27 protein-coding genes and 1 pseudogene are annotated in these 25,831 nt (G+C 59.4%); 15 read left to right on the forward strand and 13 right to left on the reverse strand.

Annotated features, from left to right (window positions below; genetic code table 11):
• Window positions 1-42: 42 nt before the first annotated feature.
• From alr to dadA, 3 genes are all read right to left on the reverse strand, one after another.
• Window positions 43-1,116, reverse strand: coding sequence for an alanine racemase (gene alr, locus EL257_RS26710; RefSeq protein WP_126367649.1), 1,074 nt, complete (start codon window positions 1,114-1,116; stop codon window positions 43-45).
• A gap of 93 nt (window positions 1,117-1,209) precedes the next feature.
• On the reverse strand, window positions 1,210-1,563 hold the full coding sequence (locus tag EL257_RS26715; RefSeq protein WP_126367651.1) for a RidA family protein: 354 nt from the start codon (window positions 1,561-1,563) through the stop codon (window positions 1,210-1,212).
• Window positions 1,535-2,839, reverse strand: coding sequence for a D-amino acid dehydrogenase (gene dadA / locus EL257_RS26720; RefSeq protein WP_126367653.1), 1,305 nt, complete (start codon window positions 2,837-2,839; stop codon window positions 1,535-1,537). Before dadA ends, EL257_RS26715 begins: the two co-directional genes overlap by 29 nt.
• Before the next feature lie 155 nt (window positions 2,840-2,994).
• Here dadA and EL257_RS26725 point away from each other — a divergent pair, with 155 nt between their 5' ends.
• Window positions 2,995-3,483, forward strand: coding sequence for an Lrp/AsnC ligand binding domain-containing protein (locus EL257_RS26725; RefSeq protein ID WP_010465173.1), 489 nt, complete (start codon window positions 2,995-2,997; stop codon window positions 3,481-3,483).
• Between the two features lie 87 nt (window positions 3,484-3,570).
• On the opposite strand, the gene EL257_RS26730 is transcribed toward EL257_RS26725, so the two are convergent.
• Window positions 3,571-3,924, reverse strand: a complete 354-nt coding sequence (locus EL257_RS26730) for a YkgJ family cysteine cluster protein (RefSeq protein WP_126367655.1) — start codon at window positions 3,922-3,924, stop codon at window positions 3,571-3,573.
• A 146-nt stretch (window positions 3,925-4,070) separates the two neighbouring features.
• Here EL257_RS26730 and EL257_RS26735 point away from each other — a divergent pair, with 146 nt between their 5' ends.
• Window positions 4,071-5,381 carry an NAD(P)/FAD-dependent oxidoreductase gene (locus EL257_RS26735; protein WP_126367657.1) on the forward strand — a complete coding sequence of 437 codons (1,311 nt, stop codon included), beginning with the start codon at window positions 4,071-4,073 and terminating at the stop codon, window positions 5,379-5,381.
• Between the two features lie 131 nt (window positions 5,382-5,512).
• Here EL257_RS26735 and EL257_RS26740 read toward each other — a convergent pair whose 3' ends face one another.
• Entirely contained in the window at window positions 5,513-5,755 is a 243-nt protein-coding gene (locus EL257_RS26740; RefSeq protein WP_126367659.1) for a DUF1127 domain-containing protein, read from the reverse strand.
• A gap of 175 nt (window positions 5,756-5,930) precedes the next feature.
• On the opposite strand from EL257_RS26740, the gene EL257_RS26745 reads away from it, so the two are divergent.
• Together EL257_RS26745 and EL257_RS26750 are read left to right on the forward strand one after the other, a co-directional pair.
• Window positions 5,931-7,352, forward strand: coding sequence for a PLP-dependent aminotransferase family protein (locus tag EL257_RS26745; protein WP_126367661.1), 1,422 nt, complete (start codon window positions 5,931-5,933; stop codon window positions 7,350-7,352).
• 60 nt (window positions 7,353-7,412) lie between these two features.
• Complete coding sequence (locus EL257_RS26750; protein WP_126367663.1) at window positions 7,413-8,981, forward strand: phospholipase D family protein; 1,569 nt, start codon at window positions 7,413-7,415, stop codon at window positions 8,979-8,981.
• Window positions 8,982-9,069: 88 nt separating this feature from the next.
• Here the strand turns inward: EL257_RS26750 and EL257_RS26755 are convergent, their stop codons facing one another.
• On the reverse strand, window positions 9,070-10,212 hold the full coding sequence (locus EL257_RS26755; RefSeq protein WP_126367665.1) for an MFS transporter: 1,143 nt from the start codon (window positions 10,210-10,212) through the stop codon (window positions 9,070-9,072).
• A gap of 184 nt (window positions 10,213-10,396) precedes the next feature.
• Window positions 10,397-11,890: an aldehyde dehydrogenase gene (locus EL257_RS26760; protein ID WP_126367667.1), complete on the reverse strand. Its 1,494-nt coding sequence runs from the start codon at window positions 11,888-11,890 to the stop codon at window positions 10,397-10,399.
• Between the two features lie 235 nt (window positions 11,891-12,125).
• On the opposite strand from EL257_RS26760, the gene EL257_RS26765 reads away from it, so the two are divergent.
• Window positions 12,126-12,488 carry a cupin domain-containing protein gene (locus EL257_RS26765; RefSeq protein WP_126367670.1) on the forward strand — a complete coding sequence of 121 codons (363 nt, stop codon included), beginning with the start codon at window positions 12,126-12,128 and terminating at the stop codon, window positions 12,486-12,488.
• A gap of 177 nt (window positions 12,489-12,665) precedes the next feature.
• On the opposite strand, the gene rpmG is transcribed toward EL257_RS26765, so the two are convergent.
• Both rpmG and rpmB read right to left on the reverse strand, forming a co-directional pair.
• The gene (rpmG, locus tag EL257_RS26770; RefSeq protein ID WP_022960960.1) at window positions 12,666-12,821 is read right to left on the reverse strand and encodes a 50S ribosomal protein L33; all 156 of its coding nucleotides are present in this window, start codon (window positions 12,819-12,821) and stop codon (window positions 12,666-12,668) included.
• Between the two features lie 11 nt (window positions 12,822-12,832).
• Window positions 12,833-13,066 carry a 50S ribosomal protein L28 gene (gene rpmB / locus EL257_RS26775; RefSeq protein ID WP_007920377.1) on the reverse strand — a complete coding sequence of 78 codons (234 nt, stop codon included), beginning with the start codon at window positions 13,064-13,066 and terminating at the stop codon, window positions 12,833-12,835.
• A 448-nt stretch (window positions 13,067-13,514) separates the two neighbouring features.
• On the opposite strand from rpmB, the gene EL257_RS26785 reads away from it, so the two are divergent.
• Window positions 13,515-15,101 (forward strand): ABC transporter substrate-binding protein, encoded by a 1,587-nt coding sequence (locus EL257_RS26785; RefSeq protein WP_126367674.1) that lies wholly within the window; start codon window positions 13,515-13,517, stop codon window positions 15,099-15,101.
• A gap of 101 nt (window positions 15,102-15,202) precedes the next feature.
• Here EL257_RS26785 and radC read toward each other — a convergent pair whose 3' ends face one another.
• Window positions 15,203-15,877 carry a RadC family protein gene (gene radC / locus EL257_RS26790; RefSeq protein ID WP_126367676.1) on the reverse strand — a complete coding sequence of 225 codons (675 nt, stop codon included), beginning with the start codon at window positions 15,875-15,877 and terminating at the stop codon, window positions 15,203-15,205.
• A gap of 135 nt (window positions 15,878-16,012) precedes the next feature.
• On the opposite strand from radC, the gene coaBC reads away from it, so the two are divergent.
• The 5 genes and pseudogenes from coaBC (at window position 16,013) to EL257_RS26815 (ending at window position 20,737) form a co-directional block, all read left to right on the forward strand.
• Complete coding sequence (gene coaBC, locus EL257_RS26795) at window positions 16,013-17,221, forward strand: bifunctional phosphopantothenoylcysteine decarboxylase/phosphopantothenate--cysteine ligase CoaBC (RefSeq protein WP_126367678.1); 1,209 nt, start codon at window positions 16,013-16,015, stop codon at window positions 17,219-17,221.
• A 5-nt stretch (window positions 17,222-17,226) separates the two neighbouring features.
• Window positions 17,227-17,682, forward strand: a complete 456-nt coding sequence (dut, locus tag EL257_RS26800) for a dUTP diphosphatase (protein WP_126367680.1) — start codon at window positions 17,227-17,229, stop codon at window positions 17,680-17,682.
• Window positions 17,683-18,020: 338 nt separating this feature from the next.
• Window positions 18,021-19,397 (forward strand): annotated as a pseudogene (locus tag EL257_RS26805) (phosphomannomutase/phosphoglucomutase); the annotation flags it as partial.
• A 17-nt stretch (window positions 19,398-19,414) separates the two neighbouring features.
• The gene (gene argB, locus EL257_RS26810; RefSeq protein ID WP_016772548.1) at window positions 19,415-20,320 is read left to right on the forward strand and encodes an acetylglutamate kinase; all 906 of its coding nucleotides are present in this window, start codon (window positions 19,415-19,417) and stop codon (window positions 20,318-20,320) included.
• A gap of 204 nt (window positions 20,321-20,524) precedes the next feature.
• Window positions 20,525-20,737 carry a hypothetical protein gene (locus tag EL257_RS26815; protein WP_126367684.1) on the forward strand — a complete coding sequence of 71 codons (213 nt, stop codon included), beginning with the start codon at window positions 20,525-20,527 and terminating at the stop codon, window positions 20,735-20,737.
• 150 nt (window positions 20,738-20,887) lie between these two features.
• Here EL257_RS26815 and pyrE read toward each other — a convergent pair whose 3' ends face one another.
• Entirely contained in the window at window positions 20,888-21,532 is a 645-nt protein-coding gene (gene pyrE, locus EL257_RS26820) for an orotate phosphoribosyltransferase (RefSeq protein WP_008078597.1), read from the reverse strand.
• Window positions 21,533-21,614: 82 nt separating this feature from the next.
• Between pyrE and EL257_RS26825 the strand changes: the two genes are divergently transcribed.
• Window positions 21,615-22,394 (forward strand): exodeoxyribonuclease III, encoded by a 780-nt coding sequence (locus tag EL257_RS26825; protein WP_007920349.1) that lies wholly within the window; start codon window positions 21,615-21,617, stop codon window positions 22,392-22,394.
• An 88-nt stretch (window positions 22,395-22,482) separates the two neighbouring features.
• Here the strand turns inward: EL257_RS26825 and EL257_RS26830 are convergent, their stop codons facing one another.
• Window positions 22,483-22,851, reverse strand: coding sequence for a DUF4870 domain-containing protein (locus tag EL257_RS26830; RefSeq protein WP_126367686.1), 369 nt, complete (start codon window positions 22,849-22,851; stop codon window positions 22,483-22,485).
• 25 nt (window positions 22,852-22,876) lie between these two features.
• Window positions 22,877-23,599 carry a ribonuclease PH gene (gene rph, locus EL257_RS26835; RefSeq protein WP_126367688.1) on the reverse strand — a complete coding sequence of 241 codons (723 nt, stop codon included), beginning with the start codon at window positions 23,597-23,599 and terminating at the stop codon, window positions 22,877-22,879.
• Between the two features lie 270 nt (window positions 23,600-23,869).
• Here rph and EL257_RS26840 point away from each other — a divergent pair, with 270 nt between their 5' ends.
• From EL257_RS26840 to rpoZ, 3 genes are all read left to right on the forward strand, one after another.
• Window positions 23,870-24,733 (forward strand): YicC/YloC family endoribonuclease, encoded by an 864-nt coding sequence (locus EL257_RS26840; protein WP_126367690.1) that lies wholly within the window; start codon window positions 23,870-23,872, stop codon window positions 24,731-24,733.
• 12 nt (window positions 24,734-24,745) lie between these two features.
• A complete protein-coding gene (gene gmk, locus EL257_RS26845; protein WP_126367692.1) occupies window positions 24,746-25,366 on the forward strand; it encodes a guanylate kinase in 621 nt (206 codons plus the stop codon).
• Window positions 25,367-25,533: 167 nt separating this feature from the next.
• Window positions 25,534-25,797: a DNA-directed RNA polymerase subunit omega gene (gene rpoZ, locus EL257_RS26850; RefSeq protein WP_122594506.1), complete on the forward strand. Its 264-nt coding sequence runs from the start codon at window positions 25,534-25,536 to the stop codon at window positions 25,795-25,797.
• Window positions 25,798-25,831 lie beyond the last annotated feature (34 nt).

The following is a 25,831-nucleotide window of genomic DNA, read 5'->3' on the forward strand; positions in this document are numbered from 1 at the left end:
GACAGCGTTCAGTATTTACAACACTTGGCCCCCGCAGCGGCGTCAACCCTCGGAATAGAGCCTTGGCACCCGGCGCAGGTTGCAGAAGATCTGGTACGGGATGGTGTCGGCCCATTTCGCCACGTCGCTGGCGAGGATGTTTTTGCCCCACAGTTCGACGGACGAGCCAAGTCCGGCTTCCGGTACGTCGGTCAGGTCGATGCAGAGCATATCCATCGACACCCGCCCCAGCAGACGGCTGCGTTTGCCGGCCACCAGCACTGGCGTCCCGGTCGGCGCCTGACGCGGATAACCGTCGGCATAGCCCATGGCGACTACGCCGATACGCATCGGCTTGTCGGTAACGAATTTCGCACCGTAGCCAATCGGTTCGCCGGCTGGCAGTTCACGCACGCTGATGACTTTCGACTCCAGCGTCAGGACCGGTTGCAGGCGTTCGGCGACAGCGTTGGCTTCTTCGAACGGCGTCGCGCCGTAGAGCATGATGCCCGGGCGTACCCAGTCGCTTTTGATCTCTGGCCAGCCGAGCACCGCCGGCGAGTTGCGCAGGCTGATTTGCGCAGCCAGGCCCTGACGCGCCGCTTCGAACACTGCGACCTGCTCGGCACTGCTTTGCGCATGCAGTTCATCGGCGCGGGCGAAGTGGCTCATCAATACGATTTTCGCCACTTTGCCGCAGGCCAGCAGACGCTGGTAAGCGCTTTGAAAATCCTTTGGATGCAGGCCAACGCGGTGCATGCCCGAATCGAGCTTGAGCCACACCGTCAGCGGTTTGCTCAATGCCGCCTGCTCGATCGCTTCAAGCTGCCACAGCGAGTGCACCACGCACCAGAAATCATGCTCAACGATGAGCGCCAGTTCATCCGCCTCAAAGAAGCCTTCCAGCAGCAGAACCGGCGCACGGATGCCTGCGGCGCGCAGCTCCAGCGCTTCTTCGATGCACGCCACAGCGAAGCCATCCGCCTCGGCTTCCAGCGCCTGGGCGCAACGCACCGCGCCATGGCCGTAGGCGTCCGCCTTGATCACCGCGAGCGCCTTGGCGCCGGTGACTTCGCGGGCAATTCGGTAGTTGTGACGCAAGGCTTGAAGGTCGATCAGGGCACGGGCAGGACGCATGGCGGCAAACTTCTGGGCGGTCAGGAGAAGAAAAACCGGCGCCGACTGACGACATTAACCGCCAACAGCGCCGGGAGAGGGATCTTTGTAACGTTACGGCAGCGCAGCGACGATGCAAATCTCGACGAGAATGCTCGGCTTGGCCATTTTCGCCTCGACGGTGGCACGGGCCGGGGCCGCGCCTTTTGGCAGCCACTGGTCCCATACCGAGTTCATTCCGGCAAAGTGCGCCTCGATGTCGTTCAGGTAGATCGTCGCGGACAGCAGATGCTGCTTGTCGGTGCCGGCCAGATCGAGCAAACGTTCGATATTGGCGAGGACGTCGCGAGTCTGCTGTTCAATTCCGGCGTCGAAGTCGTCGCCGACCTGCCCGGCCAGATACACGGTGCCGTTGTGGCTGACGATCTGACTCATGCGCTCATTGGTGAGCTGGCGCTGGATTGCCATGTTTTGCGGACTCCTGGGTCGTGTTGCCATAACGGGAAATATCGAGGCCTTCGGCGCTGATCTGCGGTCGCTTCTTGGCCATCAGATCGGCCAGCAGACGGCCGGAACCACAGGCCATGGTCCAACCGAGCGTGCCGTGACCGGTGTTGAGGAACAAATTCTTGAACGGCGTGGCGCCGACGATCGGCGTGCCGTCCGGGGTAGTCGGACGCAGACCGGTCCAGAAACTCGCCTCGGCCAGATTGCCGCCCTGAGGATAAAGGTCGTTGACGATCATCTCCAGAGTTTCACGGCGACGCGGATTGAGCGACAGATCAAAACCGGCGATCTCGGCCATGCCGCCGACGCGAATGCGGTTGTCGAACCGAGTGATCGCGACTTTGTAGGTCTCGTCGAGAATGGTCGACGTCGGCGCCATGTCCGGATTGGTGATCGGCACGGTCAGCGAGTAGCCCTTGAGCGGATACACCGGCGCCTTGATGCCCAGCGGCTTGAGCAATTGCGGCGAGTAGCTGCCGAGCGCCAGCACGTAGCGGTCGGCGGTTTCCAGCTTGCCGTCGATCCACACCCCATTGATGCGATCACCGGCATAGTCGAGCTTTTGAATGTCCTGGCCGAAACGGAATTCCACGCCCAGCTTGCGCGCCATTTCGGCGAGGCGGGTGGTGAACATCTGGCAGTCGCCGGTCTGGTCGTTGGGCAAACGCAGGGCGCCGGCAAGAATGTCGGTCACGCCAGCAAGTGCCGGTTCGACGCGGGCGATGCCGGCGCGGTCGAGGACTTCAAACGGTACGCCGGATTCTTTCAGCACCGCGATGTCTTTGGCGGCGTTATCCAGTTGCGCCTGGGTGCGGAACAGCTGCGTGGTGCCGAGGCTGCGGCCTTCGTAGGCGATGCCGGTTTCGGCACGCAATTCGTCGAGACAGTCGCGGCTGTACTCGGACAGACGCACCATGCGCTCCTTGTTCACCGCGTAACGATTGGCTGTGCAGTTGCGCAGCATTTGCGCCATCCACAGATATTGATCGATATCGGCAGTTGCCTTGATCGCCAACGGCGCGTGACGTTGCAACAGCCACTTGATTGCCTTGAGCGGCACGCCCGGGGCGGCCCACGGAGAGGCGTAGCCAGGCGAGACCTGCCCGGCGTTGGCGAAACTGGTCTCCATGGCCGCAGCAGGCTGCCGATCGACCACCACCACTTCAAACCCGGCACGGGCCAGATAGTAAGCACTGGCGGTACCGATGACGCCGCTACCCAAGACCATAACGCGCATTTTCTTATTCCTCATCGCGGCCGTTCGCCGAGCTGTGTTGTTCGAGCACTGATGGGCGCAGTGTAAAAAAGAAATTCCAGTGCTTTTCACTATATAAGCGCCTATATTTGGCGACAATTCTCGGCAAAAACCCTTTTCACGGAGGCGCATCCCCTATGCGTACCAACACCCAGACCAAACGTGAGCTGGACAAGATCGACCGCAACATCCTGCGCATCCTGCAGGCGGACGGGCGAATCTCCTTCACTGAACTCGGGGAAAAGGTCGGCCTCTCGACCACGCCGTGCACCGAGCGCGTGCGGCGTCTGGAGCGCGAGGGGATCATCATGGGCTACAACGCCCGGCTTAATCCGCAGCACTTGAAGGGTAGCCTGTTGGTGTTCGTCGAGATCAGCCTCGATTACAAATCCGGCGACACGTTCGAAGAGTTTCGGCGTGCAGTGTTGAAGCTGCCGCATGTGCTGGAATGTCATTTGGTCTCGGGGGACTTCGACTACTTGGTGAAGGCGCGGATTTCCGAGATGGCTTCGTACCGCAAACTGCTCGGCGACATACTGCTCAAACTGCCGCATGTGCGCGAATCGAAGAGCTACATCGTCATGGAAGAAGTCAAAGAGAGCCTGTGCCTGCCGATTCCTGACTGAGGTTTTGAAGATCAAAAGATCGCAGCCTCCGGCAGCTCCTACAGAGAAATGCATTCCCATACAGGAGCTGCCGAAGGCTGCGTTCTTTTAGATCAACACCTGCCGGTTCGCCGCCATGTACTCGAAAATCTGCTTTTCAACCCGCGGATGAATCAACTCCGCCGGCCGTCGCTCGTTCGGGCACGGCAAGGTCTTGGTCGTGCCGAACAACCGGCAGATCAGCGGCCGCTCTTCATATACCGTGCAGCCGTTCGGCCCCAAGTGCACGCAGTTGAGCTCTTCCAGCGCTGCATCCTGTTCGGCGCGGCTCTTGCGCGGCAGACGGGCCATCTCTTCCGGTGAGGTGGTCACCGGGCCGCAGCAGTCATGGCAGCCGGGCACGCATTCGAACGAGGGAATTTGCTGACGCAGGGCGCGGATTTTCTGGCTGTTGCAGCTCATCGAAGCAGTGACCGAGGCGAATAGGCGACAATTGTGCCGCAAAAGCCTGGATCCAGACACCGCAGGCCGACCAGTGTTGCCGGGGTTCGGGCGCACGGCTTATGCTCCGTCAAATTTCCTCGACACCCAGCCGTTGGATGATGCCCATGACCGCCCGCGCTCAGAACACCGCGAGCCAACCTCACGTTGCCTCTTATTACGCCGCCAGCAGCCTGCCGCACCCCGACTATCCGGTGTTGCAAGGCGAAGCCGTGGCCGATGTCTGTGTGGTCGGCGGCGGCTTTTCCGGATTGAATACGGCGCTGGAGCTGGCTGAACGCGGCCTCAGTGTGGTGTTGCTGGAGGCGCACAAGATCGGCTGGGGCGCCAGCGGTCGCAATGGCGGGCAGCTGATTCGCGGGGTTGGCCACGGCCTCGACCAGTTCGCCAATATCATCGGTGCCGATGGCGTGCGTGAAATGAAGCTCATGGGCCTGGAAGCGGTGGAAATTGTCCGGCAGCGCGTCGAGCGTTTCGGCATTGCCTGCGACCTGACCTGGGGCTATTGCGACCTTGCCAACAAACCTTCCGACCTTGAAGGTTTCGCTGAAGATGCCGAGGAGTTGCGCGGCCTCGGCTATCGCTACGAAACCCGCTTGCTGCAAGCCGACGAGATGCACACCGTGGTCGGTTCGAAGCGCTACGTCGGCGGCTTGATCGACATGGGCTCCGGGCATCTGCACCCATTGAATCTGGCCTTGGGCGAGGCGGCGGCGGCGCAGCAATCGGGTGTGCAGCTGTTCGAGCGATCGGCGGTGACGCGCATCGATTACGGCACCGAAGTGAAGGTGCACACCGCGCAGGGTTCGGTACGGGCGAAAACCCTGGTGCTCGGCTGCAATGCTTATCTCAACGACCTCAACTCGCAACTAAGCGGCAAAGTTTTGCCCGCTGGCAGCTACATCATCGCGACTGAGCCATTGTCCGACGAGTTGGCCCATAGCCTTTTGCCGCAGAACATGGCCGTCTGCGACCAGCGGGTGGCGCTGGATTACTACCGGCTCTCGGCGGATCGACGCTTGCTGTTTGGCGGCGCGTGTCACTACTCGGGGCGTGATCCGAAAGACATCGGCGCTTACATGCAGCCGAAGATGCTCGAAGTGTTCCCGCAACTGGCCGGGGTGAAGATTGATTACCAGTGGGGCGGGATGATCGGCATCGGCGCCAACCGCTTGCCACAGATCGGCCGGCTCGCCGATCAGCCGAACGTGTATTACGCCCAGGCCTATTCCGGCCACGGAGTGAATGCCACCCACCTGGCGGGCAAGCTGCTGGCCGCAGCGATCAGTGGCCAGCACAGCGGCGGGTTCGATCTGTTTGCCAAGGTGCCGCACATCACCTTCCCCGGCGGTAAGCTTTTGCGCTCGCCATTGTTGGCGCTGGGGATGTTGTGGCATCGAATGAAAGAGTTGGTCTGAACCATCCCTGTAGGAGCTGCCGAAGGCTGCGATCTTTTGTTCTTGCCGTTAAAACAAGATCAAAAGATCGCAGCCTTCGGCAGCTCCTACATTTAAACGTGGCCGGGATGTCGACCGGGACGATACGGCTCTCAGATCCGCCAGAACGGCTTCAACCCCTCCTCCAATGCCTGTTCACGCGTCAGGCCGACGTCCCTGAGCTGATCCGTGGTCAGCGCCAGCAAGGCCTTGCGCGTGTGCAGACGATGCCACAACAGACCCCAGCGACTCAGGCCAGACGGTGCGTTACGCATGAGATTGCGCGCATTTTCCTTCTGCCCTGCCGCCAGTTCCTGACTGTGTAACGTCAGCCGCACATCGCTCAAGCCGTTCATTTTTGTCGCTCCTGTTTACTTGGGTAGCCAGAGATTCCATGATGCGCGGGCGAGCAAAACCATTACAGACGCAAACAACCTGTATTAACTCCATACAGATTTACTGATCTGCCGACTGAATGATCGATTTTTGCCGCATCTGTACTGGTTTTTGCTCAACTGCACCGAGGCCGCCATGACTCTGTATGTAAACCTTGCCGAATTGCTCGGCACCCGCATAGAACAGGGCTTCTATCGGCCCGGCGATCGCTTGCCCTCGGTGCGCGCCTTGAGCGTTGAACATGGCGTCAGCCTGAGCACGGTGCAGCAGGCTTATCGCATGCTTGAAGACAACGGTCTCGCTACGCCGAAACCCAAGTCCGGTTACTTCGTGCCGGTCGGTCGGGAGCTGCCGGAGCTGCCCGCAATCGGTCGCCCTGCGCAGCGGCCGGTGGAGATCTCACAATGGGATCAGGTGTTGGAATTGATCCGCGCGGTGCCGCGCAAAGACGTGGTACAGCTTGGCCGCGGCATGCCCGATGTCGGCTCGCCGACCATGAAACCGCTGCTGCGTGGGCTGGCGCGAATCAGTCGCCGACAGGACATGCCCGGTCTGTATTATGACAATATTCACGGCAACCTCGAACTGCGCGAACAGATCGCTCGCTTGATGCTCGATTCCGGGTGCCAATTGAGCCCAAGCGATCTGGTTATCACTACAGGCTGTCACGAAGCGCTATCCACCAGCATCCACGCCATCTGCGAGCCGGGCGACATCGTCGCGGTAGATTCGCCGAGTTTCCATGGCGCCATGCAGACGCTCAAAGGCTTGGGCATGAAAGCCCTGGAAATCCCTACTGACCCGCTCACCGGTATCAGCCTCGACGCGCTGGAACTGGCGCTGGAGCAATGGCCAATCAAGGTCATTCAGCTCACGCCGAACTGCAACAACCCGCTCGGCTACGTCATGCCAGAGTCGCGCAAACGCGCGTTGTTGACGCTGGCCCAGCGCTTTGACGTGGCGATCATCGAAGACGATGTGTATGGCGAACTCGCCTACACCTACCCGCGCCCACGCACGATCAAATCCTTCGACGAAGATGGTCGCGTATTGCTGTGCAGTTCGTTTTCCAAAACCCTGGCGCCGGGATTGCGCATTGGTTGGGTCGCACCGGGACGCTATCTGGAACGGGTGCTGCACATGAAGTACATCAGCACCGGATCCACCGCGCCGCAGCCGCAAATCGCCATCGCCGAATTTCTCAAGGCTGGTCATTTCGAACCACATTTGCGCCGGATGCGCACGCAATACCAACGCAATCGCGACTTGATGATCGACTGGGTAACCCGCTATTTCCCCGTCGGCACCCGCGCCAGCCGTCCGCAGGGCAGCTTCATGCTGTGGGTCGAGCTACCAGAGGGTTTCGACACGCTGAAACTGAATCGTGCGTTGCATGACCAAAACGTACAGATTGCTGTCGGCAGCATCTTTTCCGCCTCGGGGAAATACCGCAATTGCCTGCGGATGAACTACGCTGCCAAACCAACCGCGCAAATCGAAGAGGCGGTGCGCAGGGTCGGTGCGGCCGCGATAAAATTACTCGCGGAGACCGACTGACTTTTTTCGCGAGCCTGGCGTCCAAATCCCGACCTCAGCCGCCAACCGGAACATGCCTACGTGAGCTTCAGACAGCCCCTACTCGCTTTACTGATACTCGCCTCGTTCCTCAGCGGCTGCGCCAGCCTTGATGTATCGCGCGAACCGAGCCAGACGTTACCGGCGGAGCAGTCCAGTTTCGGCCGTTCGATCCAGGCTCAGGCGGCTCCCTATAAGGGGCAATCGGGTTTCCGTCTGCTGTCCGACAGTGGCGAGGCGTTTACCGCCCGGGCTGAGCTGATTCGTCATGCGCAGGTCAGCCTTGATTTGCAGTACTACATCGTTCACGACGGCATCAGCACCCGAATGCTCGTGGAAGAGGTGCTGAAGGCTGCCGACCGTGGCGTGCGCGTGCGCATCCTGCTCGACGACACCACCAGCGATGGCCTCGACCAGATCATCGCCACGCTGGCGGCGCATCCGCAGATCCAGATTCGCTTGTTCAATCCGCTGCATCTGGGGCGCAGCACCGGTGTCACGCGTGCGGCGGGACGTCTGTTCAATTTGTCTGTGCAACATCGGCGCATGCACAACAAGCTGTGGCTGGCGGACAACAGTGCGGCCATCGTCGGCGGGCGCAATCTGGGTGATGAATATTTCGATGCCCAACCCAATCTGAATTTCACCGACATCGACATGCTCAGCGTCGGCCCGGTCGCCGAGCAGCTTGGGCACAGTTTCGATCAATACTGGAACAGCGCGTTGAGCAAGCCGATTGAAGAGTTTCTCTCCAGTCGACCCACCGCTGCCGACCTGCACAACACCCGCACGCGCCTGGAAGAATCGCTGGAAGAAACCCGCAAGCAGAATCACGCGCTGTATCAACAGTTGATGAAGTTCACCACGGATCCGCGCATGGACATCTGGCGCAAGGAGCTGATCTGGGCCTGGAACCAAGCCTTGTGGGATGCGCCGAGCAAAGTCCTGTCCAACGGCGAACCGGATCCGCACCTGCTGCTGACCACGCAACTGGCGCCGGAACTGACCGGTGTCAGCAAAGAGCTGATCATGATTTCAGCGTATTTCGTGCCGGGCCAGCCGGGGCTGGTCTACCTGACCGGGCGCGCCGACGCCGGAGTTGCCGTGAGTCTGCTGACCAATTCGCTGGAGGCCACCGATGTGCCCGCGGTACATGGCGGTTACGCGCCGTATCGCAAGGCGTTGCTTGAACACGGAGTAAAACTCTATGAGCTGCGGCGCCAGCCTGGGGATAACTATGGCAGCGGGCCGCGCGTGTTCTATAGCCGTTCGTATCGCGGCTCGGATTCCAGCCTGCACAGCAAAGCGATGATCTTTGATCGACGCAAATCGTTTATCGGTTCGTTCAATTTCGATCCACGCTCAGTACTGTGGAATACCGAAGTCGGCGTACTGGTCGATAGCCCGGAGCTGGCCGAGCATGTGCGCGCATTGGCGCTGCAAGGCATGGCGCCAACCCTCAGTTATCAGGCGAAACTTGAAGAGGGCAAGGTCGTGTGGCTCACCGAAGACAACGGTCAGATGCATACCCTGACCAAGGAGCCGGGGAGCTGGTGGCGACGCTTCAATTCGTGGTTCAGCACCAGCGTCGGCTTGGAACGCATGCTATAAAAAAGCAAAAGATCGCAGCCTCCGGCAGCTCCTACAGGGGGATATGCGTCCAACTGCAGGAGCTGCCGGAGGCTGCGATCTTTTGACCTTAAGCCGCCTGCGCGGCGCCGAACGCCCCTTGGCGCAACAACAAAAGCACCAACCCGAACGCCCCCGCCGCCATCAACAGCGGCAACGCATGCCCATTGATCCACTGACTGCCCGCCCCCGCCGCCAACGGTCCGACCAGACAACCGACACCCCACAGCTGCGCGATGTGCGCATTGGCGCGGACCAGTGCGTCGTCTCGATAGCGCTCGCCGATCAAAATCAGCGACAAAGTGAACAAGCCGCCGGCGCTGGCGCCGAACAGTACCCACAACGGCCAGATCAGCAGCGTGTCGAGCAGCATTGGAATCGCCAGACTCGACAGCATCAACACCACCGCGCAACCGGCAAACAGCGTGCGCCGCGACAGGTAATCGGCCAGAGCGCCAATCGGCAATTGCAGCAACGCGTCGCCAACCACCACGGTGCTGACCATCGCCAAAGCAATTTCGGCAGTGAAGCCCTGTTGCAGGCAGTACACCGGCAGCAGTGTCAGAATCATGGCTTCAAACGCCGCGAACAACGACACCGCCCAGGCAATCGCCGGTAGCTCGCGGGCGAACCCCCACAAGTCGCTGAACGTTACGCTGTTGGCTTCACTGCTCGGCGCGCCGCTGCGTCCCAGGAGCAACAAAGGCGAAACCGTGAGCAGACCGACGCCCACCCAGAATCCGTAATCATGCTCGGTGCCGAGCGCGCCCAGCAGCAGCGGACCCGACAATTGGCTCAACGCATAGCTGCTGCCATACAGCGCCACCAGACGCCCGCGCCACTGCTCGACCACCAATTGATTGATCCAGCTTTCGCCAAGGATAAACACGATGGTCAGGATCACTCCAATCATCAGCCGCAGCAGCAGCCAGATCGGATAGCTCGGCAACAGTGCCAACAGGCCGATCGACAAGGCGCCGGCCCACAGGCACAAACGCATCAGGTTCGCCGTGCCGAAATACGCGGCGAGATGGCTGGAAATCTTCGCCCCCAGCAGCACGCCAATCGCCGGCATTGCCGCCATCACACCGATAGCGAACGAGCCATAACCCCAGCCTTCCAGGCGCAGCGACACCAGCGGCATGCTGACACCCAAAGCCAAGCCGACACTCAAGACAGACGCCAACACGGCGAAATACGTCCCCCACCGCATGTTCCACGCTCCTGTGGATATTTTTATGAACATCGCAAAACTACTGTGGGAGCGAGCCTGCTCGCGAATACGATTTCACATTCAGCAGATGAGCTGACTGATACACCGCATTCGCGAGCAGGCTCGCTCCCACAGGGATCTCTGTAGGTCCGAGAGCCTGACTGACTCAGGCTCTCTTAATGAATTACAGCTTGATCCACGTCGCCTTCAGCTCGGTGTACTTGTCGAAGGCGTGCAGCGATTTGTCGCGACCGTTGCCCGACTGCTTGAAGCCACCGAACGGAGCGGTCATGTCGCCGCCGTCGTACTGGTTGACCCACACGCTACCCGCGCGCAAGGCTTTGGCGGTCAGGTGCGCCTTGGAGATGTCCTGGGTCCAGACCGCTGCGGCGAGGCCATACGGCGTGTCGTTGGCGATCTGGATGGCCTCTTCAGCCGTGTCGAAAGCAATGACCGACAACACCGGGCCGAAGATCTCTTCCTGGGCAATCTTCATCGCGTTGCTGACGCCGTCGAAGATCGTTGGCTCAACGTAGGTGCCACCGGTCTCCTGCATGATGCGCTTGCCGCCAGCGACCAGTTTGGCGCCATCGCTATGCCCGGATTCGATATACGACAGCACGGTATTCATTTGCTGGGTATCGACCAGCGCACCGACGTTGGTCGCCGGATCCAGCGGGTTACCTGGCTTCCAGGTTTTCAGCGCCTCGATCACCATAGGCAGGAATTTGTCCTTGATCGAACGCTCGACCAGCAGACGCGAACCGGCGGTGCAAACTTCGCCCTGGTTGAAAGCAATGGCGCTGGCGGCGGATTCGGCAGCGGCCTGCAGGTCCGGCGCATCGGCGAAGACGATGTTCGGGCTCTTGCCACCCGCTTCCAGCCAAACGCGTTTCATGTTCGATTCGCCGGAGTAGATCATCAGTTGCTTGGCGATTTTGGTCGAGCCGGTGAACACCAGCGTGTCGACATCGTTATGCAGCGCGAGCGCCTTGCCGACGGTGTGACCGTAACCCGGCAGCACGTTGAGCACACCTTTCGGAATCCCGGCCTCAACGGCCAAGGCAGCGATGCGGATGGCGGTCAGCGGCGATTTTTCCGACGGCTTGAGGATCACCGAGTTACCGGTCGACAGCGCCGGGCCGAGTTTCCAGCACGCCATCATCAACGGGAAGTTCCACGGCACGATGGCCCCGACCACGCCCACCGGCTCGCGAGTCACCAGGCCTAGCTGATCGTGCGGAGTCGCGGCGACTTCGTCATAGATCTTGTCGATCGCTTCACCGCTCCAGCTCAGCGCTTGGGCTGCGCCTGGCACGTCGATGTACAGCGAATCGCTGATCGGCTTGCCCATGTCCAGAGTTTCGAGCAGCGCCAGTTCTTCGGCATGCTGTTTCAACAGTCCGGCGAAACGGATCATGGTGGCTTTACGTTTGGTCGGCGCCAGGCGCGACCAAACGCCGGAATTGAAGGTGGCGCGAGCGTTTTCCACCGCACGCTCAGCGTCGGCGGCGTCGCAGCTGGCGATCTTGCCGAGCAGACGACCGTCGACCGGGCTGATGCATTCGAACGTCTCGCCGGAGACAGCGTCGGTGTATTCACCGTTCAGGTAGGCGCGGCCTTCAATCTGCAAATCGCGGGCGCGTTGTTCCCAGTCGGCACGAGTCAGGGTGGTCATTCGGGTGTCCTCCTCTTATTGAATACGGGCGCCGCGATCTTCGCGGACGTCTTCAAGAATTCTGCCCGGCCAGCCTGCATTTCGGCCCGAGGCACCCGCCACCCTAAACCAGCGGCCGGGGTTGTTTCAATATATTTGACATAAGCCGGCCATACGGCCTTGCGGTGTTCATTTTAATAAACATAGACTTTGTTCAATTCCAGTCAACGCGCCGTCATTACGGGAGAAAACAACAATGAGCATCCACAACGTCGTCGACATCAGCCTGGGGAGCAGCGAAGCCGAACGCTATCGCCCGGACCCGACAAAAGTTCTCAAGGGCTACCCTGAGCAAGCGGTGTTCCATCAATACGACAGCCCTTGCGGGCAGATGGGCGTCGGCGTGTGGGAAGGCGCGGTGGGCCAGTGGACGGTGAATTACACCGAGCATGAGTATTGCGAGATTCTGCAGGGGGTTTCGGTGCTGCGTGACAGCGATGGCAATGCCAAGACGTTGCGAGTTGGCGATCGCTTTGTGATTCCGGCCGGGTTTCGCGGGACCTGGGAGGTGCTGGAGGCTTGCCGCAAGATCTATGTGATCTTCGAACAAAAAGCCTGATCTAAGCCCTCTGTAGGAGCTGCCGAAGGCTGCGATCTTTTGATCTTGATCCTTAAAAAAAAGATCAAAGATCGCAGCCTTCGGCAGCTCCTACATAGACAGCCTGCAAATATTCGAGGCAACAAAAAAGGCCCGCATCGTGAGATACGGGCCTTTTTTGTAAGTCAGGAAAATCAATTACTTGATTTTGCCTTCCTTGTACATCACGTGCTTGCGAACAACCGGATCAAATTTCTTGATCTCGATTTTGTCCGGGGTAGTACGCTTGTTCTTGTCGGTAGTGTAGAAGTGACCAGTACCGGCGCTCGAGATCAAACGAATCAATTCACGCATGATTAGCTCCCTTAAATCTTGCCATCGCGGCGAAGTTCGGCGAGCACGACAGTGATGCCACGCTTGTCGATGATACGCATGCCTTTGGCAGATACGCGCAGACGCACAAAACGTTTCTCTTCTTCAACCCAGAAGCGGTGATGCTGCAGGTTCGGCAGGAAACGACGACGGGTTTTGTTGTTTGCGTGGGAAATGTTATTCCCAGTCACCGGACCCTTACCGGTAACTTGACATACTCTCGACATGCCTCAGCCCTCTAAAACCACATGCCCAACCCGGCATGGGTTGGCCGCTTAATCTCTCAGTCATTTGGCGCCAGGCGCCGCGTTTCTTTAGAGGTCTTACCGGCTACACCTACAGTGAAGGAACCGGGCCCCTAGAAAAGAGCGCTGCTTTATACCAGAAAGACCGGGGTGCAACAACAATCGCTGTGCAATGAATCAATAAAAAGCCGCTTTTTCGGCTTGCGGGCGCTTTGGATAAAGGCTGAGGTGGATGTTGACCACTCGTCGCGGAAATTCCTCTTAACGAGCGAACCAGACTTTTTGCGCCACGCCGCGGTCTGAAAAACTGCCATCACTGTGCCCTGAAAATGCAAAAAGGGGATAGTCATTTGTAATCCAGCCCTCTAGGGTAGGCCTTTTCCAGACTGCACTTGCAGATGGGCCTTCGATCTGTAAAAGGAAACCGACCATGCGCCTCGCTGCCCTACCCCTGCTGTTCGCCCCGCTCTTGCTGAGCCCACTGGCCCAAGCCGCCGCATTGAGCGTCTGCACCGAGGCCAGCCCTGAGGGGTTCGACGTGGTGCAATACAACTCGCTGACTACCACCAATGCCTCGGCGGACGTGCTGATGAATCGCCTGGTGGATTTCGATACCGCCAGCGGCAAGGTCATCCCCAGTCTGGCTGATAGCTGGGAAGTCAGCACCGATGGCCTGACTTACGCCTTCAAGCTACACCCGCAGGTGAAGTTTCATACGACCGACTACTTCAAGCCGAGCCGTGAGCTGACCGCCGAAGACGTGAAATTCAGTTTCGACCGCATGCTCGATCCGGCCAACCCGTGGCACAAAGTTGCGCAGAGCGGCTTCCCGCACGCGCAGTCGATGCAGCTGCCAGCGCTGATCAAGAAAATCGATGCGCTCGACCCACTGACCGTACGTTTTACGCTTGATCATCCGGACTCGACCTTCCTCGCCACCCTGAGCATGGGCTTTGCTTCGATCTATTCCGCCGAATACGCCGACAAGCTGATGAAGGCCGGCGCGGCGGAGAAGCTCAACAGCCAGCCGATCGGCACGGGCCCGTTCGTGTTCACCCGCTTCCAGAAAGACGCCGCGATCCGCTACAAGGCCAACCCGGATTATTTCCGTGGCAAGCCTTCAGTGGATCCGCTGATCTTCGCTATCACCCCGGACGCCAACGTGCGCCTGCAAAAACTGCGGCGCAATGAGTGCCAGATCGCCTTGTCGCCCAAGCCTCTGGACGTACAAGCCGCGCTGAAAGAACCGACGCTGAAAGTCGAAAAGACTGACGCGTTCATGACCGCTTTCGTTGGCATCAACAGCCAGCATCCGCCGCTGGACAAGCCGGAAGTGCGCCAGGTGATCAACTTGGCTTTCGATAAGGCCAACTACATCAAAGCCGTATTCGAAGACACCGCCGAAGCGGCCAACGGCCCTTACCCGCCGAACACCTGGAGCTACGCGAAAAATCTGCCGGGCTACCCGCACGACGTTGCGAAAGCCAAAGCGCTGCTCGCCAAGGCCGGGTTGCAGGATGGCTTCAAGACTACGATCTGGACACGTCCATCGGGCAGCCTGCTGAATCCCAATCCGAGCCTCGGCGCGCAAATGTTGCAATCGGACCTGGCAGAAATCGGCATTCAGGCGGAAATCCGCGTCATCGAGTGGGGTGAGCTGATTCGCCGCGCCAAGGCGGGCGAGCATGATCTGCTGTTCATGGGCTGGGCCGGCGACAACGGCGACCCGGACAACTTCCTCACCCCGCAGTTTTCCTGCGCGGCGGTGAAGTCCGGCACCAACTTCGCCCGCTACTGCAACGCCGATCTGGACAAGCTGATCAGCGCCGGCAAGACCACCAGCGAACAAGGGGTGCGCACGAAGCTATACGAACAGGCGCAAACGCAGATCCAGCAGCAGGCGTTGTGGCTACCGCTGGCGCACCCGACCGCCTATGCACTGACGCGCCAAGACGTGCAGGGTTATTCGGTAAGCCCGTTCGGGCGTCAGGATTATTCGAAAGTCACCCTGAAATAGCCCGGTCCATTGTAGGAGCTGCCGCAGGCTGCGATCTGTTGATGTTGTTTTTTGAAGATCAACATCAACAGATCGCAGCCTGCGGCAGCTCCTACATGGCGTTACATCCAACCACACTCAGCCATCGACAACGGCTCGCCATCGCCCACGATGAAGTGATCCAGCACCCGCACATCAACCAACTCCAGCGCCTTCTGCAGACGCTTGGTCAGCAATCGATCAGCCTGACTGGGGTCAGTGTTCCCCGATGGATGGTTGTGGCACAGGATCAACGCCGCAGCGTTATTGGCCAGGCATCGCTTGACCACCTCGCGCGGATGCACGCTGGTGTTGTCGATCGAGCCACGAAAAAGTATTTCGAAATTCAGTACTTGATGTTTGGAGTCGAGAAACAGGCAACCAAACACTTCATGCGGTTCGTGACGCAGCATCGCTTTAAGATAATCGCGAACGACCTGTGGGTTTTCCAGGGCCGGTTTCTGCCTCGATTTTTCAGCCAGATGCCGCCTGTTCATTTCCTGAGCAGCTTGCAGTTGCGCAAACTTTGCCGGCCCGAGACCCAATTGTTTGCTGAATGCGTGCTGATCGGCCTCAAGCAGCAAACGCAGGCTGCCGAATTGAGTCAACAAGTTGCGCGCCAGATCCACAGCACTCAATCCGGGCAAGCCAGTGCGTAGAAAAATGGCCAATAACTCAGCGTCCGAAAGGCTCGCTGCCCCGTGCTCCAACAACCTTTCCCGCGGCCGTTCTGCCGCAGGCCAATCACGAATACTCATACACATTCCCTGTCTGTGGGCGCCGCTGTTCCGTAGCGGTCGCTGTGATATCTTAGCCCATCTTTTTTGCGGGCGGATTCACCCTGGGGAGGGGTTTTCGCCACGTATGTCACCCACGAAATGAAAGGCAGACCTATGCAGCGGCTGTATCGGAAACGCATCGTTCTGGGCGTCGGCGGCGGCATTGCGGCCTACAAGAGCGCCGATCTGGTTCGTCGCCTGATCGACCAGGGCGCCGAAGTGCGTGTGGTCATGACCCATGGCGGCGCCGAGTTCATCACCCCGCTGACCATGCAGGCCTTGTCGGGCCACCCGGTTCACCTCGACTTGCTCGACCCCGCCGCTGAAGCCGCGATGGGCCACATCGAGCTGGCCAAGTGGGCTGATCTGGTGCTCATCGCCCCGGCCACCGCCGACCTGATCGCCCGCCTCGCGCAAGGCATTGCCAACGATCTGCTGACCACGCTGGTGCTGGCCACCGACGCTGTGGTCGCGGTCGCACCAGCGATGAATCAGGCGATGTGGCGCGATCCGGCGACCCAAGCCAACCTGCAACTCTTGGAAAGCCGTGGCCTGAAGACTTTCGGCCCGGCTTCGGGTAGCCAGGCCTGCGGCGACGTCGGCATGGGCCGCATGATGGAAGCCACTGATCTGGCGCTGCTCGCCGCGGACTGCTTCCAGCGCCAGGCATTGACCGGCAAACACGTGGTGATTACCGCCGGCCCGACCCAGGAAAACATCGACCCGGTGCGCTACATCACCAATCACAGCTCCGGGAAAATGGGCTTTGCCCTCGCTGAAGCGGCGGTAGAAGCCGGCGCCCGTGTCACCCTGATCAGTGGCCCGGTGCACCTGCCAACGCCTGATCGCGTTACCCGCATTGATGTGGTCAGTGCCCGCGACATGCTTGCGGCCTGTGAGTCGGCGATCCCCTGCGATGTATTCATTTCCTCAGCAGCAGTGGCGGACTACCGCCCGGAAGTCGTCGCCCCGCACAAACTCAAGAAAGATCCTACGAGCGGCGACGGCTTCGTCCTGCAAATGGTGCGCAACCCGGACATCCTTGCCACCATCGCAACCCGTACCGATCGTCCATTCAGTGTCGGCTTCGCCGCCGAGACCGAACACCTGCTCGACTACGCTGCACGCAAGCTGAAGGACAAGAATCTCGATCTGATCGTCGCCAACGACGTCGCCAACCCGAGCATTGGTTTCAACAGCGAAGAAAACGCCTGCAGCGTCATCGACCGTGAGCTGCACGCCACGGTTTTCGCCCAGACCAGCAAGAGCAAGATTGCTCGCCAACTGGTCACTTTTATCGCCGAACGTCTGAACCAGGTTTAATTTACATGCACGCTTTGCAAGCCAAGATCCTCGATCCACGCATCGGTACCGAATTCCCGCTGCCGCAATACGCCACTCCGGGCTCCGCCGGCCTCGACCTGCGCGCGATGCTGGAACACGACATCCTGATCAAACCGGGTGAAACCGTGCTGATCCCCACCGGCCTGTCGGTCTATATCGGCGATCCGAATCTCGCCGCACTGATCCTGCCGCGCTCGGGCATGGGCCACAAACACGGCATTGTGCTGGGCAATCTGGTCGGCCTGATTGACTCCGATTATCAAGGCCCGCTGATGGTGTCGTGCTGGAACCGCGGCCAGACCGACTTCACCATGACCGTCGGCGAGCGCTTGGCGCAGCTGGTGCTGGTGCCGGTGGTGCAGGCGCATTTCGAAATGGTTGACGAGTTCGTCGAGACTGAGCGCGGCACCGGCGGCTTCGGACACACCGGCAGCAAATAAGCCAATCACACCCTGTAGGAGCTGCCGCAGGCTGCGATCTTTTGATGTTGATCTTTTAAAAGCAAAATCAAAAGATCGTCCGATCGCGGCCCGAGCCTTCGGCAGCTCCTACATGAGAAATTTGTGCAGATTTATCTGAACGGTTAAGCGCCGAAAATCAAGGTTTTGCTAGCCGCGAGCCCAGCCAGACGAGGCATCATGGCCCTTTCATAGCACGAACTCTCTGTGGAAAACGCCGTCATACCCTTCAGTTTGAGCCTGCCGTCGAACGACTCGTCGGTCTGTCCCGCCCCTTTCGAGATGGAGCATTTCCGCAGATGAACACCCCCGCCAAGCTTGCCCCGACGCTGCCTGACAGCATTTTCCGCGCCTACGACATTCGCGGCACCGTGCCGGAATACCTCAACGGTGAAACCGCTTACTGGATCGGCCGCGCCATCGGCTCGCAAAGCCTGGCCCAGGGTGAACCGAACGTGTCGGTGGGTCGTGACGGCCGCCTGTCCGGTCCGGAGCTGGTCGCCGAGCTCATTCGCGGTATCGCCGAAAGTGGCTGCCACGTCAGCGATGTCGGTCTGGTACCGACTCCAGCGCTGTACTACGCCGCCAATGTGCTGGCCGGCAAATCCGGGGTGATGCTGACCGGTAGCCACAACCCGTCGAACTACAACGGCTTCAAGATTGTGATCGCTGGCGACACTCTCGCCAACGAACAGATTCAGGTGCTGCATGAGCGCATCAAGAACAACGATCTGAGCAGCGGCCAGGGCAGCGTCACCCAAGTCGAGATTCTCGACCGCTACAACCGCGAAATCGTTGAGGACGTGAAACTGGCGCGCCGCCTGAAAGTCGTGGTCGATTGCGGCAACGGCGCGGCGGGGGTAATCGCCCCGCAACTGATCGAAGCGCTGAACTGCGAAGTCATCCCGCTGTTCTGTGAAGTCGACGGCAACTTCCCGAACCATCACCCGGATCCGGGCAAGCCTGAGAACCTCGTCGACCTGATCGCCAAGGTCAAGGAAACCAACGCCGACATCGGCCTGGCCTTCGACGGCGACGGCGACCGCGTAGGCGTGGTGACCAACACCGGCACCATCGTCTATCCGGACCGCCTGTTGATGCTGTTCGCCCGCGACGTGGTGGCGCGCAATCCGGACGCGGAGATCATTTTCGACGTCAAATGCACCCGCCGACTGGTGCCACTGATCAAGGAATACGGCGGTCGGCCGCTAATGTGGAAGACCGGTCACTCGTTGATCAAAAAGAAAATGAAACAATCCGGCGCGCTGTTGGCCGGTGAAATGAGCGGGCACATCTTCTTCAAGGAACGCTGGTTCGGTTTCGATGACGGCATCTACAGCGCCGCACGTCTGCTGGAGATCCTGAGCAAGGAAAAATCCACCGCGGAAGAGCTGTTTGCCACCTTCCCGAATGATATTTCCACGCCGGAAATCAATATCCATGTGACCGAAGAGAGCAAATTCAGCATCATTGATGCACTGCACGATGCTCAGTGGGGCGAAGGCGCCGACCTGACCACCATCGACGGCGTGCGGGTCGATTACGCCAAAGGCTGGGGCCTGGTGCGCGCGTCCAACACCACACCGGTGCTGGTGCTGCGTTTCGAGGCCGATGACGAGGCTGAATTGCAGCGCATCAAGGACGTATTCCACGCCCAACTGAAACGCGTTGCACCTGATCTCCAACTACCGTTCTGATCCACCCGGAGCCCTGAATGACCCTCGAACGCGAAGCCGCCGCCAACACTGCCAAGGTCCTGTCCGAAGCGCTGCCTTATATCCGACGCTACGTCGGCAAGACCCTGGTGATCAAATACGGCGGCAACGCGATGGAAAGCGAGGAGCTGAAAACCGGCTTCGCCCGCGACATCGTGCTGATGAAAGCCGTGGGCATCAACCCGGTGGTCGTACACGGTGGCGGCCCGCAGATCGGTGATCTGCTCAAGCGCCTGTCGATCGAAAGCCATTTCGTCGACGGCATGCGCGTCACCGACGCGGCGACCATGGATGTCGTTGAAATGGTACTTGGCGGGCAGGTCAACAAGAGCATCGTCAACCTGATCAACCGCCACGGCGGCAGCGCCATCGGCCTGACCGGTAAAGACGCCGGGCTGATTCGTGCGAAGAAACTCACCGTTTCCCGCCAGACCCCGGAAATGACCCAGCCGGAAATCATCGACATCGGCCACGTCGGCGAGGTGGTTGGCATCAACACCGAACTGCTGAACCTGCTGGTCAAAGGCAACTTCATCCCGGTGATTGCGCCTATCGGCGTCGGTGAGAACGGCGAGTCGTACAACATCAACGCTGACCTGGTGGCCGGTAAAGTTGCCGAAGCGTTGAAAGCCGAGAAGCTGATGCTGCTGACCAACATCGCCGGCCTGATGGATAAATCGGGCACCGTGCTGACCGGCCTGAGCACACAGCAGGTCGACGACCTGATCGCTGACGGCACGATCTACGGCGGTATGCTGCCGAAGATTCGTTGTGCATTGGAAGCGGTTCAGGGCGGCGTGGGCAGTTCGTTGATCATCGACGGCCGTGTACCGAACGCGATTCTGCTGGAAATCTTCACCGACACCGGTGTGGGCACGCTGATCAGCAATCGCAAGCGTCCTTGATCGCTAATCGCTGAAGCAAAAGATCGCAGCCTTCGGCAGCTCCTACAGGGATTTCGCACATTGAGAAATCCCTGTAGGAGCTGCCGCAGGCTGCGATCTTTTTTATGCGCGCGAGAATCGCCTTACGCAACACAGCGAAACGTCCGACATCGCATCAGAACAAATCCCCTTAGGATCTTCCACTTATCCACCGGAGATCTTCCCATGCAAAAAGACAGCGTACCTTACGGCAGCGACGTTTCGGCAGGCACCTACGAGTGTGCCGACTGTGGCCGCGCGTACTCCAATCAGTCGAAAAGCTCGCTTCCACCCTGCCCGGACTACCAACCCGGCACTCACGTGCTCAATGGCTGGAATATCTTGAGCGGTCAGGGCGATGCGACGGCAGATCCGTACCCCGCGCAGTCTGCCAACTAGCCGAAGACAAAAAGACCCCGCTCAGCCGAACCGAGCGGGGTCTTTTTTGCCTGCCCCCCTGTAGGAGCTGCCGCAGGCTGCGATCTTTTGATCTTTCGACGGCAAAAATCAAGAGATCGCAGCCTTCGGCAGCTCCTACAGAAAGGGGGATCAGACGCCGAACTGTGCGCGGTAGGCTTCGACGGCTGGCAGATGTTGCTTGAGCTGCGGATCGTCGGCGAGAAATTCCAGCACCTGGTTCAGCGAAACGATGCTGATTACCGGGATACCAAAGTCACGCTCCACTTCCTGAATCGCCGACAACTCGCCATTGCCACGTTCCTGACGGTTCAGCGCGATCAGCACACCGGCGGCCTTGGCGCCATCCTGCGAGGCAATGATCTGCATTACTTCACGAATCGCGGTACCAGCGGTGATCACGTCGTCGATGATCAGCACATCGCCAGTCAACGGCGCGCCGACCAGGCTGCCGCCTTCGCCGTGAGCCTTGGCTTCCTTGCGATTGAAGCACCATGGCAGGTCACGGTCGTGATGCTCGGCCAGCGCGACCGCGGTGGTCGCTGCCAACGGAATACCTTTGTAAGCCGGGCCAAACAGAACGTCGAAGGGAATGCCGCTTTCGGCGATGGCTGCCGCGTAGAAACGCCCCAGCTGCGCCAGGGCCGAGCCCGAATTGAACAGGCCGGCGTTGAAGAAGTAGGGACTGGTGCGCCCGGACTTCAGGGTGAACTCACCGAAGCGCAAAACGCCGCGATCGATGGCAAAACGAATGAAATCGCGCTGATACGCTTGCATGAAAAAAACCCCAAATACCACGGATTTAGCTAATTAGCTTGACGCCGTGTATCATACACGCACGCGATTTTTGGGGCCATTTATGCGGATCATCAGTGTGAACGTCAATGGTATTCAGGCTGCAGTCGAGCGTGGTTTGCTCAGTTGGCTGCAAGCACAGAATGCCGACGTCATCTGCCTGCAGGACACCCGTGCCTCCGCCTTTGAACTGGATGACCCAGCCTTCCAACTGGATGGCTACTTCCTTTATGCCTGCGATGCTGAAGTCCCCGCCCAAGGTGGCGTGGCTTTGTATTCGCGGTTGCAACCGAAGGCTGTCATCAGCGGTCTCGGTTTCGAGACGGCCGACCGCTACGGGCGCTACCTGCAAGCAGATTTCGACAAAGTCAGTATTGCCACCTTGCTGCTTCCTTCGGGGATGAACGGCGATGAGGACTTGAACCAGAAGTTCAAGCTCATGGACGATTTCGGCAAGTACCTGGACAAACAGCGGCGGAAACGTCGCGAGTACATTTATTGTGGCTCGCTTTACGTAGCGCAGCAGAAGCTCGACATCAAGAACTGGCGCGACAGCCAGCAATCTCCAGGTTTCCTGGCGCCGGAACGCGCCTGGATGGACGAGATTGTCGGCAACATGGGCTATGTCGATGCGTTGCGTGAAGTCAGCCGCGAAGGCGATCAGTACAGCTGGTGGCCGGACAACGAACAGGCCGAGATGCTCAATCTGGGCTGGCGCTTCGATTACCAGATCCTGACCCCAGGCCTGCGGCGCTTCGTGCGCAGTGCACGCCTGCCACGTCAGCCAAGGTTCTCGCAGCACGCGCCGCTGATCGTTGACTACGACTGGACGCTGACGATCTAAGCGTCCATGTTGCAGATACAAAAAAACCGACAGCGATGTCGGTTTTTTTGTGGGCGCTCATTCCTACAGGGGAATATGCAATTGGTCGTTATTTGATCAATCGCCAGGTAAACGGATAACGATACGGAAAACCTTCGTTAGCCTTCACACCGCCAATGATCGTCAGCACCAACGCGGCGATAGCCAGCAAGCCGAACAGGAAGAAACCGATAATCAGCAGCATGAGCAGGAAGCAAATCATCGAGGCAATCGCGACGGTGATCTGAAAATTCAGTGCTTCTTTGCCTTGAGCATCGATGAACGGATCTTTCTCACGCTTCATCTGCCACAGAATAAGCGGCCCGATCAGATTGCCGAACGGAATCCAGATCCCCAGCAACGCGGACAAGTGACAAAACATTGCCCACTGACGAACCTCCTGGCTCGGTTTGGGCAGCAACTCTTGCTCGTCACTCATCACATCCTCCTTGTGGTCAAGAACTTCAGTCGGCCAATGCAGCCTTTTGCAGTGCGAAGATTTCGTTCATGCCTTTTTTCGCCAGTTCGAGCATGGCATTCAGCTCTTCCGGCTGGAACGGCGCGCCTTCGGCGGTGCCCTGCACTTCGATGAAACCACCGCTACTGGTCATCACGACGTTGAGGTCGGTCTCGGCTGCGGAGTCTTCAAGATAGTCCAGATCCAGCACCGGCTCGCCCTGATACATGCCGACCGACACCGCGCCGATCATTTGCTTGAGCGGGTCGCCGCCTTTAAGGCCGCCGCGCTTCTTGATCACTTTCAACGCGTCGACCAGTGCAACCATGGCGCCGGTGATGGAAGCGGTGCGGGTGCCGCCGTCTGCCTGGATCACGTCGCAGTCGACATACAGCGTCACGTCGCCCAGCTTGGACATGTCGAGCGCGGCGCGCAGCGAACGGCCGATCAGACGCTGAATCTCAAGAGTACGGCCGCCCTGCTTGCCACGGCTCGCCTCACGCTGGTTACGCTCGCCGGTGGCGCGCGGCAGCATGCCGTATTCGGCCGTCAACCAACCCTGGCCCTGGCCTTTCAGGAAGCGCGGCACACCGTTTTCGACGCTGACGGTGCAGATGACTTTGGTATCACCGAATTCGACCAGTACGGATCCCTCGGCGTGTTTGGTGTAGTTGCGGGTGATGCGGATCGAGCGGAGCTGATCGGCAACGCGACCACTTGGACGTTTCATAGGGATACCCTGTACTGAGGACGGAAAACTGCCGAGCATTATAGAGCGCTGCACCGCGAGTGGGCACTGGTTAAAACTGCCGCCCGACGACCGAAGGCGCTGAACCGCCCATAACCGACGGGCTGCAGCGCTTTGTCACACCGTGTGTTTGGGCGCATTCGCCGCACTGCGCTACAATCCTGCGCCTTTGCTGCCAGTCGGCTTAAATTCACTGATATCGAGCCCGCGAGACTGCCGTTTCGCGCCGATCTGCATTGCGAGGTCACCGCCATGGTGCACAGCATGACCGCTTTCGCCCGCGTCGAAAAAGCCGGCGTCCAGGGCACCCTGAGCTGGGAACTGCGCTCGGTCAACAGCCGCTATCTGGAGCCGCACCTGCGCCTGCCGGAATCCTTTCGCGACCTCGAAGGCGCCGTGCGTGAAGCGCTGCGCCAGGGACTGTCGCGGGGCAAACTGGAATGCACCCTGCGATTCACTGAAGAAAGCACTGGCAAGACGCTGCAAATCGATCGCGAGCGCGCAGCACAGCTGGTCGCCGCCGCTGAGACCGTTGCCGGCCTGATCAAAAACCCTGCGGCGCTGAATCCGCTGGAAGTGCTGGCCTGGCCCGGCGTGCTGGTTGGCGATGCGAGTGACCCGCAGGCGTTGAACGCCGAAGCACTGGCGCTGTTCAACCTAGGCCTCAAGGAGTTGAAAGCCGGTCGTGAGCGCGAAGGCGCGGAACTGGCCCGGTTGATCAACGAGCGCCTGACATCCATCGAAGAAGACGTCGTGACCCTGCGTGAACTGGTGCCGCAAATGCTCGCCACCCAGCGCCAGAAAATCCTCGACCGCTTCACCGACATGAAAGCCGAGCTGGACCCACAGCGCCTGGAACAGGAAATGGTCATCCTCGCGCAAAAGAGCGATGTGGCCGAAGAACTGGATCGCCTGAGCACCCACATCATCGAAGTGCGCCGGGTGCTCAAATCCGGCGGCGCGGCCGGTCGCCGCCTCGACTTCCTGATGCAGGAACTCAACCGCGAAGCCAACACACTGGGCTCCAAAGCCTTCGATCCGCGCAGCACCCAAGCCGCCGTCAACCTCAAGGTGTTGATCGAGCAGATGCGCGAACAAGTGCAGAATATTGAGTAAGGCAACCCCGACATGACCCACAGCACTGGCACCCTGTACATCATTTCCGCCCCTTCGGGCGCGGGCAAGAGCAGCCTGGTCAAGGCACTGACCGACGCCAGGCCGGAGATCCGCGTTTCGGTTTCGCACACCACCCGGGCCATGCGTCCGGGGGAAGTGGACGGCGTGAACTATCACTTCGTCTCACGCGAAGCGTTCGTGAAGATGGGCGAACACGGTGATTTTCTGGAGCGCGCCGAAGTCTTCGGCAATCTCTATGGCACCTCGCAAAGCCACCTGCAGCAAACCCTCGACGCCGGCCACGACCTGATCCTGGAAATCGACTGGCAAGGCGCGGAACAGGTGCGCAAGCTTATGCCGCAGGCGCGTTCGATTTTCATTCTTCCGCCTTCGCTGCAAGCGCTGCACCAGCGCCTGACCAATCGCGGCCAGGACAGCGACGAGATCATTGACGGGCGCATGCGTGAAGCCGTCAGCGAGATGAGCCATTACGTCGACTATGACTACCTGATCATCAATGACGATTTCGCCCACGCACTGGACGATCTGAAGGCGATTTTTCGCGCCAATCAGCTGATCCAGAAGCGTCAGCAGCAGCTTCACGGCAAATTGCTGGCTGAACTGCTCGGTTAATCAGTACTTCCCAAAATGCCTGCAAGCGCTTTACATTGGTGCTTGCAGCGCGTTGAAGGGCTTGGTTAAAAAATCAGCGCTTCCCTAATCGCTGGTGATTTTTTAAACTGTTGAGTCCGCTCGCCCAACCGGGCAGCGCGCATCTTGCATTCGCTCCGAGGAATACCATGGCCCGCGTAACCGTTGAAGACTGCCTAGAACACGTGGATAACCGCTTTGAGCTGGTCATGCTCTCTACCAAGCGTGCCCGTCAACTGGCCACCGGCGGCAAAGAGCCACTGGTCCAGTGGGAAAACGACAAACCGACCGTAGTCGCCCTGCGTGAAATCGCTGAAGGCCTGATGAGCTACGAGTTCATCGCTGAGCAGGAAATCGTCCACGAAGATCCAGTCTTCGCTGCGTTCGAGGACGAGTCCAACGAGGCCGTCTAAGCCTATGCCTGGTCGACGTAGCACGGCGCGGGAA

The organism is Pseudomonas fluorescens (genome assembly GCF_900636825.1).
Taxonomy (GTDB): domain Bacteria; phylum Pseudomonadota; class Gammaproteobacteria; order Pseudomonadales; family Pseudomonadaceae; genus Aquipseudomonas; species Aquipseudomonas fluorescens_BG.

Coding starts and splice junctions, on each gene's coding strand:
- EL257_RS26745 (WP_126367661.1), top strand. CDS start 5,931: ATGACTCTGTATGTAAACCTTGCCGAATTGCTCGGCACCCGCATAGAA.
- EL257_RS26815 (WP_126367684.1), top strand. CDS start 20,525: ATGCAAAAAGACAGCGTACCTTACGGCAGCGACGTTTCGGCAGGCACC.
- alr (WP_126367649.1), bottom strand. CDS start 1,116: ATGCGTCCTGCCCGTGCCCTGATCGACCTTCAAGCCTTGCGTCACAAC.
- radC (WP_126367676.1), bottom strand. CDS start 15,877: ATGAGTATTCGTGATTGGCCTGCGGCAGAACGGCCGCGGGAAAGGTTG.
- EL257_RS26740 (WP_126367659.1), bottom strand. CDS start 5,755: ATGAACGGCTTGAGCGATGTGCGGCTGACGTTACACAGTCAGGAACTG.
- EL257_RS26765 (WP_126367670.1), top strand. CDS start 12,126: ATGAGCATCCACAACGTCGTCGACATCAGCCTGGGGAGCAGCGAAGCC.
- pyrE (WP_008078597.1), bottom strand. CDS start 21,532: ATGCAAGCGTATCAGCGCGATTTCATTCGTTTTGCCATCGATCGCGGC.
- rpmG (WP_022960960.1), bottom strand. CDS start 12,821: ATGCGTGAATTGATTCGTTTGATCTCGAGCGCCGGTACTGGTCACTTC.
- EL257_RS26730 (WP_126367655.1), bottom strand. CDS start 3,924: ATGAGCTGCAACAGCCAGAAAATCCGCGCCCTGCGTCAGCAAATTCCC.
- EL257_RS26715 (WP_126367651.1), bottom strand. CDS start 1,563: ATGGCAATCCAGCGCCAGCTCACCAATGAGCGCATGAGTCAGATCGTC.
- gmk (WP_126367692.1), top strand. CDS start 24,746: ATGACCCACAGCACTGGCACCCTGTACATCATTTCCGCCCCTTCGGGC.
- EL257_RS26840 (WP_126367690.1), top strand. CDS start 23,870: ATGGTGCACAGCATGACCGCTTTCGCCCGCGTCGAAAAAGCCGGCGTC.
- EL257_RS26725 (WP_010465173.1), top strand. CDS start 2,995: ATGCGTACCAACACCCAGACCAAACGTGAGCTGGACAAGATCGACCGC.
- EL257_RS26755 (WP_126367665.1), bottom strand. CDS start 10,212: ATGCGGTGGGGGACGTATTTCGCCGTGTTGGCGTCTGTCTTGAGTGTC.
- dadA (WP_126367653.1), bottom strand. CDS start 2,839: ATGCGCGTTATGGTCTTGGGTAGCGGCGTCATCGGTACCGCCAGTGCT.
- dut (WP_126367680.1), top strand. CDS start 17,227: ATGCACGCTTTGCAAGCCAAGATCCTCGATCCACGCATCGGTACCGAA.
- EL257_RS26825 (WP_007920349.1), top strand. CDS start 21,615: ATGCGGATCATCAGTGTGAACGTCAATGGTATTCAGGCTGCAGTCGAG.
- EL257_RS26760 (WP_126367667.1), bottom strand. CDS start 11,890: ATGACCACCCTGACTCGTGCCGACTGGGAACAACGCGCCCGCGATTTG.
- EL257_RS26830 (WP_126367686.1), bottom strand. CDS start 22,851: ATGAGTGACGAGCAAGAGTTGCTGCCCAAACCGAGCCAGGAGGTTCGT.
- argB (WP_016772548.1), top strand. CDS start 19,415: ATGACCCTCGAACGCGAAGCCGCCGCCAACACTGCCAAGGTCCTGTCC.
- EL257_RS26785 (WP_126367674.1), top strand. CDS start 13,515: ATGCGCCTCGCTGCCCTACCCCTGCTGTTCGCCCCGCTCTTGCTGAGC.
- rph (WP_126367688.1), bottom strand. CDS start 23,599: ATGAAACGTCCAAGTGGTCGCGTTGCCGATCAGCTCCGCTCGATCCGC.
- rpmB (WP_007920377.1), bottom strand. CDS start 13,066: ATGTCGAGAGTATGTCAAGTTACCGGTAAGGGTCCGGTGACTGGGAAT.
- rpoZ (WP_122594506.1), top strand. CDS start 25,534: ATGGCCCGCGTAACCGTTGAAGACTGCCTAGAACACGTGGATAACCGC.
- EL257_RS26735 (WP_126367657.1), top strand. CDS start 4,071: ATGACCGCCCGCGCTCAGAACACCGCGAGCCAACCTCACGTTGCCTCT.
- coaBC (WP_126367678.1), top strand. CDS start 16,013: ATGCAGCGGCTGTATCGGAAACGCATCGTTCTGGGCGTCGGCGGCGGC.